An 11,995-nucleotide genomic window follows, 5' to 3' on the forward strand; every position below is an offset into this window, starting at 1 on the left:
CCCCCCGTCCGAGCGTGATGTCGTCTGACGTTATCGGGCTGCCGTGACGAAACTTGAAGCGGCGGGGCTAGTCTCGCCGGGGGATACCATAACGCCGCAGGCGCATGGCAATGGCCGAGTGGGACGTCTGCAACCGCGCGGCCAGCTGGCGGCTGGACGGGTACTGCGGATAGAGTCGTTCCAGCAGCGCCGCCTCGTAGCCCTGGACGGCGGCCTCCAGGGTGCTGACCTCGGTCTCGACCTGCCCCGCCACCGCCGTGCCGGCCAGGTCGAGGTCGTCGACGTCGATCTGGCCGCTCTCGCTGATGGCGGCGGCGCGAAAGAGGATGTTCTGCAATTGCCGCACGTTGCCCGGCCAGGCGTTGCCCAGCAGCACGCCATAGGTGGCCGGCGCCAGGCGACATGGCGGTCGGCCGATCTGGGCGCAGGCCTGCTGCAGGAAGTGCCGTGCCAGCAGCAGGATGTCCTGGCCCCGCTCGCGCAGTGCCGGCACCTGTAGGCTGAGCACATTGAGGCGATAGAAGAGGTCTTCGCGAAAGGTGCCGGCGGCGACCATGGCCTGCAGGTCGCGATGGGTGGCGGCGAGGATGCGCACATTGACCTGGGTTTCCTGGGCTCCGCCAACGCGGCGGAAGGTGCCATCGGAGAGAAATCTCAGCAGCTTGGCCTGCAGATAGGGCGACATCTCGCCGACTTCGTCGAGAAACACCGTGCCCTGGTCGGCCAGTTCCAGCAGGCCCGGCTTGCCGCCGCGCTGGGCGCCGGTAAAGGCGCCCGGGGCATAGCCGAACAATTCGCTCTCGGCGAGGCTTTCCGGCAGAGCCGCGCAGTTCAGCGCCAGAAAGGGCGCCTCGCGCCGCGCACTGGCCGCATGGCAGGCGCGCGCCACCAGTTCCTTGCCGGTGCCGGTCTCGCCGAGGATCAGCAGCGGCGCCTCCAGGGCGGCCAGGCGCTGGGCGCGGGCCTTGAGGGTGCGGATGGCGGCGCAGTCGCCGAGCAGCGAATCGAAGCCCTCGGGGGTGTCGTGGCGCAGCGCCGAGAGGCGGCCACCGATACGGCTGGGGGCATAGAGGGTCAGCAGGCCACCGGCCAGGCCGCCCACCGGTTCGCCGATGGGGGTGGCGTCCAGCAGCAGTGCCTGGCCGCGCAGCACCACCTCGCGCAGGGGCAGGCGAAAGCCCTGGTCCAGCAGTTCGGCGGACAATTCGCCGTCATTGAAGAGTTCGGCCAGGGTGTTGCCGGCGCCTTCCCCGGCCAGGGCGGCAAAGGCCGGATTGGCCAGCAGGATGCGGCCCTCGCCGTCCACCGCCAGCACCGGATCGGCCATGGCGGCGAGCAGGGCGTCGAGCTGCAGGGAGCGGCGCTGGCCGGGCAGGATGTCCACCACCCGCACCGCCTCCACCCCCACCACGGTCAGCAGGGCGGCGCGCAACTCCTCCAGCACCGTCGCGCTCAGGGTCGGCGCATCGATGTAGACGTTGGGCGGCACCATCTCCACGGCGTCCAGGTTGAGATTGCGGGCACCGAGCAGCGCCAGGACTTCCTGGGTGATGCCGACACGATCGATGAACGACACATGGATACGCATGGAAACCCTGGGGTCTGAGTGCGAAAGGACTAATGCTACCCAAATGCTCGGGGTAGAATCATTTCTCATTTACCCAGGCGGGAACGCGATGAACAACAAAGACCCCCTTCTTCTCGATCAGCAGCTGTGCTTCGCGCTGTACTCCACCTCGCTGGCCATGACCAAGGTGTACAAGCCGCTGCTCGAAGAGGTGGGCCTGACCTATCCGCAGTACCTGATGATGCTGGTGCTGTGGGAAAACGATCGGCTGCCGCTCAAGGAGCTGGCGCGCCGGCTGCACCAGGACTCCGGCGCCCTGACCCCGGTGCTCAAGCGCCTGGAAGCCGAGGGCTACGTGACCCGGCAGCGCAATGCCGAGGACGAGCGCAACCTGTCCATCGAACTCACCGAGTCTGGCCGTGCCCTGCGCGAGCGGGCCCGGGAGATCAACGGCACCATCAGCAGCTATTGCGCGCTGGGCGATGCCCAGATGAATGCCCTGCGCGAAAACCTGATGACCCTGAGAGCCAAGCTGGAGCGTTAGCCTCCTTCGCTGCCGCTGGTCGGCTGCTCCTGAAAATATATTTGCGCGATAACGAATATCGCGATAACTTAAATCCGTACCCGGACGATTCCTTCGGTCAACGTCCGAACGATCAGTTATCGCGATACCTAAACAGGAGCACGCCATGAACATCCTCTATACCGCTTCCGCAACCAGCACCGGTGGCCGTGACGGCCGTTCCATCAGCAGCGACAAGGTCTTGGACGTGCAGCTGTCCACGCCCAAGGAGCTGGGCGGCGCCGGCGGTGCCGGCACCAATCCCGAGCAACTCTTCGCCGCCGGCTATTCGGCCTGCTTCATCGGCGCGCTCAAGTTCGTCGGCGCCAAGGAAAAGATCGCCGTGCCGGCGGACGTCAGCGTGACCGCCCAGGTCGGCATCGGCCCGATCCCCACCGGCTTCGCCCTGGACGTCGAGCTGGTCATCAGCCTGCCGGGCCTGGAGCGTGCCGTGGCCGAAGACCTGGTCGAGAAGGCCCACCAGGTCTGCCCCTACTCCAACGCCACCCGCGGCAACGTGGACGTGCGCCTGACCCTGGCCTAAAGGTCGCGGTATTACCCAGGCGCCTCCGCCGAGGCGCCCGGTCCTTCCCGTTCGAGGAGTCATCTGTTATGCGTACCGTCTCTCGCCTGCTTGGCCTTTCCGCGCTCAGCCTGGCCCTGGGCAGCGCCTTCGCCGCGCCCCAGCCCGATCCGCATCTGGAGCGCACCACCCAGGGCTTCGTCGATGCCCTGAACGGCAGCGGTGGCAAACCCCTGGAAACCCTGAGCCCCAAGGACGCCCGCGCGGTGCTGGCCGGCGCCCAGTCCGGCGTCAAGGTCGATCTCTCGGGGGTCAAGACCCGTGAAAAGACCATCCAGGTCGACGGCAAGCCGCTGCAGCTGACCATCGTCCGCCCGGCCAACGCCAAGGGGCAGACACCGGCCTTCATGTTCTTCCACGGCGGCGGCTGGGTGCTGGGCGACTTCCCCACCCACCAGCGCCTGGTGCGTGACCTGGTGGTGGCCTCCGGCGCCACGGCGGTGTTCGTCAACTACACCCCGAGTCCGGAAGCCCACTTCCCGGTGGCCATCAACCAGGCCTATGCCGCGACCCAGTGGGTGGCCGAGCACGGCAAGGACATTGATGTCGACGGCAGTCGCCTGGCGGTGGCCGGCAACAGCGTCGGCGGCAACATGGCCGCGGTGGTTAGCCTGATGGCCAAGGACAAGGGCACGCCCAAGCTGCGCTACCAGGTGCTGTTCTGGCCGGTGACCGATGCGAGCTTCGACAACGGCTCCTACCAGACCTATCCCGAGGGCCGCTTCCTGACCCGCAACATGATGAAGTGGTTCTGGGACAACTACACCACCAGCGACACCGAGCGCGCCAACATCTACGCCTCGCCGTTGCGGGCCAGCGAGGCCCAGCTCAAGGGTCTACCGCCGGCGCTGGTGCAGACCGCCGAGAACGACGTGCTGCGAGACGAGGGCGAGGCCTATGCCCGCAAGCTCAACGCCGCCGGCGTCGATGTCGTCCAGGTGCGCTACAACGGCATGATCCACGACTATGGCCTGCTCAACGCCCTGGCCAAGGTACCCGAGGTCCAGGCTGCGCTGACCCAGGCTGGCCAGTTGCTCAAGCAGCACCTGCAATAAGGCAGGCGCGGTACCCGAGGGGGTGGCTCCGTTCGCGGCGCCGCCCCCTCTGCGCTTCAGGGCTGCTCGCCCAGGGCCGCGAAGCGTTCCGCCAGCCAGCCGTGCAGCTGCCGCACCGCCGGCGAGAATTGCCGCCGGTGCGGGCAGAACAGCTGCAGCGGCAAGGGCTCGCCGGGCTGCTCGGGCAGCAGGCGCACCAGCCGACCGCGCTGCAGGTCGTCGCGCATGTCCAGCCAGGACTTGTAGACGATACCCTCCCCGGCCACCGCCCAGCGCCGCACCACCTCGGCATCGTCGCTTTGCAGGGGTCCGCTGACGGCTACCTGGCGCAGGCCACCGTCGGCCTGTGGAAAGCTCCACTTGTCATAGGTGCGCCCATGCAGCTGGTAGAGCAGGCAGGCGTGCCTGGACAGGTCGTCCAGGCTGCGCGGCGCGCCCTGGCGGGCCAGATAGGCCGGCGCCGCCGCCAGCAGCCGGCGATTGTCCGGGGCCAGCGGCAGGGCCACCAGGCTGTCGTCCTGGCTGCGGCCGTAGCGGATGGCGATGTCCACCGGATCGCGATAGACGTCGGCCTGCTGGTCCGAGACGTAGAGCCTGAGGGTCAGGCCGGGATGGCGCTGACGAAACTCGGCCAGCCAGGGCAGCAGGAGATTGCGCCCCAGGTCCGAAGGCGCCGCCACCTGCAGCACTCCGCGCAACTCAGGACTCTCCCCCTGCAACCGCTCGCGCCCTTCGCGCAAGGTCTCCAGCACCTCGCGGGCATAGGGCAGATAGGCCTCGCCCTCGGCGGTCAGGCGCAGGCTGCGGGTCGAGCGGGCGAACAGGCGAATGCCCAGTTCGCGCTCCAGCCGGCCGATGGCGGCGCTCACCTGCCCCGGCAGGAGGTCTGCCTCGCGGGCGGCGCGGGAAAAGCTGCCGAGGGCGGAGGAGCGGACGAAGAGGCCGAGGTCGTCGAAGCGGATCATTTTCACTCCTGCAGTGAAGGTGCTATCCGATTCTGCCGCTTTTTCCGGTCGAGCATGAAGACGACCATGGGCTCACGTCTTCTTATCGTACAAAGGAACCCGCCCATGAAAGCCATCGTCCACGGTGACACCACCCTGCCCGCCAGCGATCCCCGTGCCCTGCAGGACGCGGTGCTGCCCGACCCCACGCCCGAGGCCCATGACCTCCTGGTGGAAGTCCGCGCCGTGTCGGTCAATCCGGTCGATACCAAGGTGCGCCAGGGCCTGGTGCAGCGCGAGTCCAAGGTACTGGGCTGGGACGTCTCCGGCGTGGTCCGCGCCGTGGGCAGCGCCGTCAGCCGCTTCGCCGTGGGTGACGAGGTCTACTACGCCGGCGAGCTGTTCCGCCCCGGCTGCAACAGCGAACTGCACCTGGTCGACGAACACCTGGCCGGGCACAAGCCCAAGAGCCTGGATCATGCCCAGGCCGCGGCCCTGCCGCTGACCGCCATCACCGCCTGGGAATTGCTGTTCGACCGTCTCGGCGCGACCGAAGGCGGCGGCGCCGGCCAGCAGCTGCTGGTGATGGGCGCGGCGGGTGGCGTCGGCTCCGTGCTGGTGCAGCTGGCCCGCCAGCTCACCGAGCTGACGGTGATCGGTACCGCCTCGCGCCAGGAAACCCAGGACTGGGTGCGCCAGCTGGGTGCCCACCACGTCATCGACCATCACCAGCCGCTGCGACCCCAGCTCGAAGCCCTGGGTCTGGATGGCGTGACCCTGGTGGCCAGCCTCACCCACACCGATGAGCACTTCACCCAGCTGGTGGATGTCCTGCGGCCCCAGGGTCGCCTGGGCGTGATCGACGATCCGGCGCAACTCGACGTGGTGCCGATGAAGGCCAAGTCGCTGTCGCTGCACTGGGAACTGATGTTTACCCGCTCGCTGTTCCAGACCCCGGACAAGGTGCGGCAGCACGAGATCCTCGAACGCGTCGCCGGACTGATCGACCAGGGCACCCTCAAGACCACCCTCGGCGAGCACCTGGGCCGGATCGATGCCGCCAACCTGCGCCGCGCCCATGCCCAGCTGGAAAGCCATCAGGCGCGCGGCAAGCTCGTGCTGGAGGGGTTCTGATGCCTCGCTTGAGTGCCCTGACCCTCGCCGTCGCCCTGGCCGTGGGTAGCCTGACGGCCCAGGCCGCGCCGCTGCCCCAGGAGCACACCCTTGGCCAGCTGGAGCCGGTGTTCGCCTTCCAGGACGCCATGCCCACCGGCGTCACCGTCAGCGAGACCGGGCGGATCTTCGTCAACTACCCGCGCTGGGGCGACGCGGTGCCCTTCACCGTCGCCGAACTCAAGGACGGCAAGGCCGTGCCCTACCCGGACGCCGCGCTCAACGTCGAGACCCCCGGCCAGCCGGCCAAGGGCTTCATCAGCGTGCAGAGCGTGGTCGCCGACGGGCGCGGCCACCTCTGGGTGCTGGATACCGCCGCCCCCGGCTTCGCCGCGCCCAAGGCCGGCGGCGCCAAGCTGGTGGCCATCGACCTCAAGACCAACCAGGTGGTTAAGACCCTGGTCTTTCCGGCCGCGGTGCTCGAACCCAAGAGCTACGTCAACGACGTGCGTTTCGACTTTCGCGTCGGCCGCGCCGGGGTGGCCTATGTCACCGATTCGGCCCCTCCGGGCGGACTCATCGTCCTCGACCTCGCCACCGGCCAGGCCCAGCGTCGCCTGACCGGCGCGCCCCAGGCCAACGTCGACCCCAGCTTCGCCCCGGTGGTGGAAGGCGAACCGTTGCTGATGCAGCGCCCCGATGGCAGCAAGGTCCGACCGGCCATCGCCAGCGACGGCATCGCCCTGTCGCCGGACGGCGGCACCCTCTACTTCAGCCCGCTGTCCAGCCGCCACCTCTATGCCGTGCCCACCGCCCTGCTGCGTGATCCCCAGGCAAGCGAGGCCCAGGTGCGCGCCGGGGTGCAGGATCTCGGCGAGAAGGGTGCCTCCGACGGCCTCGAAGCCGATGCCCAGGGTCGCCTCTATGCCGGCGACTACGAGCACAACGCCGTGCGCCAGCGCCAGACCGACGGCAGCTGGAAGACCCTGGTCCACGATCCCCGTGTGCTCTGGCCCGACACCTTCAGCATCGGTCCGGACGGCTACCTCTATTTCACCGCCAACCAGCTCCATCGCCAGGCCCAGTTCCACGGTGGCCAGGACCTGCGCCAGAAGCCCTACAGCCTGTTCCGCGTCAAGATCGACGCCCAGCCGGCCCCTACCCACTGATCCGATCAGGAGTTATCCATGCAGCTGTCCCAGATCGCCCGCACCCGTTACACCACCAAGGCCTTCGACGGCTCCCGCAGCATCCCGGCCGAACAGGTCGAGGAATTGCTGGAGCTGCTGCGCCAGGCGCCCTCCTCGGTCAACTCCCAGCCCTGGCACTTCGTGGTCGCCGCCAGCGCCGAGGCCAAGGCGCGCATCGCCCAGGGCATGCAGAGTCCCTACAACGAACCCAAGGTGCTGCCGGCGTCCCACGTCATTGTGCTGTGCACCCGCCTGGAAATGACCGAAGGCCACCTGGCCCAGGTGCTGGAGCAGGAAGCCCAGGACGGCCGCTTCGCCAAGCCCGAGGCGCGCGCTACCCAGGACGGCACCCGCCGTCACTTCGTCGACCTGCATCGTCATGAGCGCAAGGACGTGCAGCACTGGATGGAGAAGCAGACCTACCTGGCCTTGGGCACCCTGCTGCTCGGCGCCGCCGCCCTGGGCATCGATGCCACCCCCATGGAAGGCTTCGACGCCAACAGCCTGGACCAGGAACTGGGCCTGCGCGAACAGGGCTACACCGCCCTGGTAGTGGTCGGCCTGGGCTATCGCGGCGAAAGCGACTTCAATGCCGCCCTGCCCAAGTCCCGCCTGACCCGCGAGCAGGTGTTCACCTTCCTGTAAACCGCAGGACCTCGTAGCGTGGATAACGGCGCAGCCTTATCCACAGTACGAACCGGTAGCCGCCAGTGGAAAACGCTGGCGCGGTTTTCCACGCTACGCAGGCGTAGGTTGGGTTGAGCGCAGCGAAGCCCAACAGCAGCACCCATAAAAAAGCCGACCGTCGCGAGACGGTCGGCTTTTATTCGCGGCCATGCCGGTGCGCCGTAGCGACCGCTCCTACAGGGGCGATGCTTTTCATGCTTTTGTAGGAGCGGCCGCATCGGCGGACCGCCATGGCCGCGATAAATCCGGGTTACGCCGAGCCCAACGAGTCCCAACGCTACCTATCCCCATCAACCGCCCTTCAGATCCGCCAGGATCGAGAAGGCGCGCAGGCGATCCGCCTGCTCGTAGACGTCGCAGGTAAAGATCAGCTCGTCGGCGTCGGTCTTTTCCAGCAGCAGCTCCAGGCGCTCGCGGACCTTGTCCGGGCCACCGATCACCGCCATGCCGAGGAAACTCGACACCGACTCCTTCTCGTGGGGCAACCAGACCCCTTCCATGTTGCGCACCGGCGGTTGCAGGCGCAGGCTGTCGCCGCGGAACAGGGCGAGGATGCGCTGGTAGACGGTGGTGGCCAGGTAATTGGCTTCGTCGTCGCTGTCGGCTGCCACCAGCGGTACCCCGAGCATCACATAGGGGCGATCGAGCACCTTGGACGGCTTGAAGTTCTCGCGATAGAGGCGGATGGCCTCGTGCACGTAGCGCGGCGCGAAGTGCGAGGCGAAGGCATAGGGCAGGCCCTTGGCCGCCGCCAGCTGGGCGCTGAACAGGCTCGAACCCAGCAGCCAGATCGGCACCTCGGTACCCGCACCCGGCATGGCGATCACGCCCTGCCCGGGCTGTTGCGGCCCGAAGTAGTGCTGCAGCTCTTCCACGTCCCGCGGGAAGTCGTCGGAGCTGCCCAGGCGATCACGGCGCAGGGCATAGGCGGTGCGCTGATCCGAGCCCGGTGCGCGACCCAGGCCGAGCTCGATGCGGCCCGGATACAGCGAAGCCAGGGTGCCGAACTGCTCGGCCACCACCAGCGGCGCATGGTTGGGCAGCATGATACCGCCCGAACCCAGGCGCAGGGTGCTGGTGCCAGCGGCCAGATAGCCCAGCAGCACGGCGGTCGCCGAACTGGCGATGCCGTCCATGTTGTGGTGCTCGGCGACCCAGTAGCGGGAAAAGCCGAGTTGCTCGACGTGGCGCGCCAGATCCAAGGCGTTGTGCAACGCCTGGGCGGCATCGCCATCGTCACGGATGGGAGCGAGGTCGAGGACCGACAGGGCGGTCTTAGCGAGACGGGTCATCAGAGAACTCCTCGGCGACCTGATCGTAGGCCGCCCTGTGGCGCTGAATGAGAGGCTGCTTCGCGGAGGCCCAGGCGGCCAGGGCGCCCACCGGCACCATCAGGCTCTGGCCCAGTTCGGTGAGGGCGTATTCCACCTGGGGCGGCTTGCTCGGCGTCACCGTGCGGGACACCAGGCCGTCGCGCTCCAGCTGGCGCAGGGTCACGCTGAGCATGCGCTGGGAAATGCCGTCGACCCGCCGGCGCAATTCGTTGAAGCGCAGCGGACCGGGTTCCAGGGTAAAGAGCGTGAGCAGGGACCAGGCATCGCCGATCCGGTCCAGCACGTCCCTGATCGGACAGGCGTGGGCATGCAGGCGGCGACGGCTGGAGATACGACTGACCACGGCGTCCATGGCGATCCTCGAAGCAGAACTGGCTTCCAGCCTACGCCTTTCGGGCGGTTATTAAAAGTAACCACCCGTCAGGACTGGTATTGCCGCCTTGGCGAGGGCACAATCCAGGAGGTCGTGAGCGTTTTTATTGATTGAACGTTCAATAAAAAATAGTTACCCTCCGAGGCTCCTTCCGCTCTGTCCAGGAGATGCCTCGTGCCCAAGGTCGGGATGCAGCCCATCCGCCGTTCGCAGCTCATTGCCGCGACCCTCGAAGCCGTCGACGAAGTCGGCATGGGCGACGCCAGTATCGCCTTTATCGCCCGCAAGGCCGGGGTCTCCAACGGCATCATCAGCCACTACTTCCAGGACAAGAATGGCCTGCTCGAAGCCACCATGCGGCATCTGATGAATGCCCTGCGCCAGGCCGTGCGCGAACGCCGTGCCGCCCTGCCCGGTGACGACCCCGCCGCCAACCTGCGCGCCATCATCCAGGGCAACTTCGACGATACCCAGGTCAGCGGCCCGGCCATGAAGACCTGGCTGGCCTTCTGGGCCACCAGCATGCACCAGCCCAATCTGCGCCGGCTGCAACGCATCAACGACCTGCGCCTCTATTCCAACCTCTGCTGGCAATTCCGCCGCCTCCTGCCCCACGAGCAGGCGCGCGCCTCGGCCCGCGGCCTGGCCGCCATCATCGACGGCCTCTGGCTGCGCGGCGCCCTTTCCGGCGACACCTTCAACACCCAGCAGGCCCTGCAGATCGCCTACGACTACCTGGACCTGCAACTGGCCAAGGCCTGACCCCCTCTATCGCCGCCCAGGCCCCGCCCCGTCCACTCGGCGCGGGGCTCTCCTCCTGCGTCTCCCGCTCCCTCCCCGCTTCGCCAGAACCGCTCTGGGCCGCCCATCGCCCCGTTTCGGCACGCCTGTGAATTTTTCATTGATTGAACGTTCAATAAAAATTAAGTAGACTGGATCTATCGCTGGCGCAGAGAGACCTTTCTTTCGCGCCCCCTGTGTTCCTTGCGGGTGCCACGGCGCCCGCCCAGCTTGGGAGAACGTCCATGGCCCGTTTCGCCGAACAGCAGCTGTACATCGGTGGCCGTTATGTCGCCGCCACCGGTGGTACCACCTTCGAAACCCTGAATCCCGCCACCGGCGAGGTGCTCGCCACGGTGCAGAGCGCCAGCCGCGCCGACGTGGACAAGGCGGTAGCCGCCGCCGCTGCCGGCCAGAAGGTCTGGGCCGCGATGACCGCCATGCAGCGCTCGCGCATCCTGCGCAAGGCCGTGGATATCCTCCGTGAGCGCAACGACGAACTGGCGCTGCTGGAAACCCTCGACACCGGCAAGGCCCTGTCCGAGACCCAGGCCGTCGACATCGTCACCGGCGCCGACGTGCTCGAGTACTACGCAGGCCTCGTGCCGGCCCTGGAAGGCGAGCAGATCCCGCTGCGCGAGACCTCCTTCGTCTATACCCGCCGCGAGCCGCTGGGCGTGGTCGCCGGCATCGGCGCCTGGAACTACCCAATCCAGATCGCCCTGTGGAAATCCGCCCCGGCCCTGGCCGCCGGCAACGCCATGATCTTCAAGCCCAGCGAAGTCACCCCGCTGACCGCGCTGAAGCTGGCCGAGATCTACACCGAGGCCGGTCTGCCCGACGGCGTCTTCAACGTGGTCAATGGCGTCGGCCCGGAAGTCGGCGTGGCCCTGACCGAGCATCCCGGCATCGAGAAGATCTCCTTTACCGGCGGCGTCGCCACCGGCAAGAAGGTCATGGCCAGCGCCGCCGGCTCGACCCTTAAGGAAGTCACCATGGAGCTGGGCGGCAAGTCGCCGCTGATCGTCTGTGACGACGCCGACCTGGAGCGCGCCGCCGACATCGCCGTCATGGCCAACTTCTTCAGCTCCGGCCAGGTCTGCACCAATGGCACCCGCGTCTTCGTGCCCCAGGCGCTCAAGGCCGACTTCGAGGCCAAGGTGGTGGAGCGGGTCAAGCGCATCAAGCTGGGCGATCCCCTGGCCGCCGAGACCAACTTCGGTCCGCTGGTCAGCACCCCGCACATGGAAAAGGTGCTGGGCTACATCGCCCAGGGCCAGGCCGAAGGCGCCCGCCTGCTCACCGGTGGCGAGCGCGTCACCCAGGGCGAACTGGCCAAGGGCAACTTCGTCGCCCCCACCGTCTTCACCGATTGCCGTGACGACATGGCCATCGCCCGCGAAGAGATCTTCGGCCCGGTCATGAGCATCCTGGCCTATGCCAACGAGGACGAGGTGGTGCGGCGCGCCAACGACACCGAGTACGGCCTGGCCGCCGGCGTGGTCACCCGTGACCTGGCCCGCGCCCATCGCATGATCCATCGCCTGGAAGCCGGCATCTGCTGGATCAACACCTGGGGCGAATCCCCCGCCGAGATGCCGGTGGGTGGCTACAAGCATTCCGGCGTCGGTCGCGAAAACGGCCTCACCACCCTCGGCCACTACACCCGCATCAAGTCGGTGCAGGTCGAGCTGGGCGACTACGCCTCGATCTTCTAAGCCGCTCAGGCAGCGCTGTTCTCCCCTCTCCGCTGGAGAGGGTCCGGGGCTGGGGCCCGACCCCACCCGCCGTCAGGAGGAGACTTTTT

General features: G+C 67.6%; 12 protein-coding genes. 8 read left to right on the forward strand and 4 right to left on the reverse strand.

Annotated elements, in window-relative coordinates; translation table 11 throughout:
* Nucleotides 1-67: 67 nt before the first annotated feature.
* Nucleotides 68-1,588 carry a transcriptional regulator GcsR gene (gcsR, locus tag POR01S_RS06770; RefSeq protein ID WP_027597357.1) on the reverse strand — a complete coding sequence of 507 codons (1,521 nt, stop codon included), beginning with the start codon at nucleotides 1,586-1,588 and terminating at the stop codon, nucleotides 68-70.
* Between the two features lie 88 nt (nucleotides 1,589-1,676).
* Here gcsR and POR01S_RS06775 point away from each other — a divergent pair, with 88 nt between their 5' ends.
* From POR01S_RS06775 to POR01S_RS06785, 3 genes are all read left to right on the forward strand, one after another.
* Nucleotides 1,677-2,111, forward strand: a complete 435-nt coding sequence (locus POR01S_RS06775) for a MarR family winged helix-turn-helix transcriptional regulator (RefSeq protein WP_027597356.1) — start codon at nucleotides 1,677-1,679, stop codon at nucleotides 2,109-2,111.
* A 145-nt stretch (nucleotides 2,112-2,256) separates the two neighbouring features.
* Nucleotides 2,257-2,673: an organic hydroperoxide resistance protein gene (locus tag POR01S_RS06780; RefSeq protein WP_027597355.1), complete on the forward strand. Its 417-nt coding sequence runs from the start codon at nucleotides 2,257-2,259 to the stop codon at nucleotides 2,671-2,673.
* 68 nt (nucleotides 2,674-2,741) lie between these two features.
* The gene (locus POR01S_RS06785) at nucleotides 2,742-3,767 is read left to right on the forward strand and encodes an alpha/beta hydrolase (RefSeq protein WP_042134709.1); all 1,026 of its coding nucleotides are present in this window, start codon (nucleotides 2,742-2,744) and stop codon (nucleotides 3,765-3,767) included.
* 56 nt (nucleotides 3,768-3,823) lie between these two features.
* Here the strand turns inward: POR01S_RS06785 and POR01S_RS06790 are convergent, their stop codons facing one another.
* On the reverse strand, nucleotides 3,824-4,732 hold the full coding sequence (locus tag POR01S_RS06790; RefSeq protein ID WP_042134711.1) for a LysR family transcriptional regulator: 909 nt from the start codon (nucleotides 4,730-4,732) through the stop codon (nucleotides 3,824-3,826).
* 105 nt (nucleotides 4,733-4,837) lie between these two features.
* Between POR01S_RS06790 and POR01S_RS06795 the strand changes: the two genes are divergently transcribed.
* From POR01S_RS06795 to nfsB, 3 genes are read left to right on the forward strand one after another with little or no spacing between them, the layout of a single operon-like run.
* Nucleotides 4,838-5,845, forward strand: a complete 1,008-nt coding sequence (locus tag POR01S_RS06795; RefSeq protein ID WP_042134713.1) for a zinc-binding alcohol dehydrogenase family protein — start codon at nucleotides 4,838-4,840, stop codon at nucleotides 5,843-5,845.
* Nucleotides 5,845-6,993 carry an L-dopachrome tautomerase-related protein gene (locus tag POR01S_RS06800; RefSeq protein WP_042134715.1) on the forward strand — a complete coding sequence of 383 codons (1,149 nt, stop codon included), beginning with the start codon at nucleotides 5,845-5,847 and terminating at the stop codon, nucleotides 6,991-6,993. Before POR01S_RS06795 ends, POR01S_RS06800 begins: the two co-directional genes overlap by 1 nt.
* A gap of 18 nt (nucleotides 6,994-7,011) precedes the next feature.
* Nucleotides 7,012-7,659, forward strand: a complete 648-nt coding sequence (gene nfsB / locus POR01S_RS06805) for an oxygen-insensitive NAD(P)H nitroreductase (protein ID WP_027600607.1) — start codon at nucleotides 7,012-7,014, stop codon at nucleotides 7,657-7,659.
* A gap of 332 nt (nucleotides 7,660-7,991) precedes the next feature.
* Here the strand turns inward: nfsB and POR01S_RS06810 are convergent, their stop codons facing one another.
* Nucleotides 7,992-8,993, reverse strand: a complete 1,002-nt coding sequence (locus tag POR01S_RS06810; protein WP_042134717.1) for an LLM class flavin-dependent oxidoreductase — start codon at nucleotides 8,991-8,993, stop codon at nucleotides 7,992-7,994.
* Complete coding sequence (locus POR01S_RS06815) at nucleotides 8,977-9,387, reverse strand: winged helix-turn-helix transcriptional regulator (protein ID WP_027597349.1); 411 nt, start codon at nucleotides 9,385-9,387, stop codon at nucleotides 8,977-8,979. Before POR01S_RS06815 ends, POR01S_RS06810 begins: the two co-directional genes overlap by 17 nt.
* A gap of 195 nt (nucleotides 9,388-9,582) precedes the next feature.
* On the opposite strand from POR01S_RS06815, the gene betI reads away from it, so the two are divergent.
* Nucleotides 9,583-10,170 (forward strand): transcriptional regulator BetI, encoded by a 588-nt coding sequence (betI, locus tag POR01S_RS06820; protein ID WP_027597348.1) that lies wholly within the window; start codon nucleotides 9,583-9,585, stop codon nucleotides 10,168-10,170.
* Between the two features lie 263 nt (nucleotides 10,171-10,433).
* Entirely contained in the window at nucleotides 10,434-11,906 is a 1,473-nt protein-coding gene (gene betB / locus POR01S_RS06825) for a betaine-aldehyde dehydrogenase (RefSeq protein ID WP_042134719.1), read from the forward strand.
* Nucleotides 11,907-11,995: the final 89 nt, after the last annotated feature.

Origin of the sequence: Pseudomonas oryzihabitans NBRC 102199 (assembly GCF_000730625.1) — a bacterium.
Lineage (GTDB): Bacteria > Pseudomonadota > Gammaproteobacteria > Pseudomonadales > Pseudomonadaceae > Chryseomonas > Chryseomonas oryzihabitans.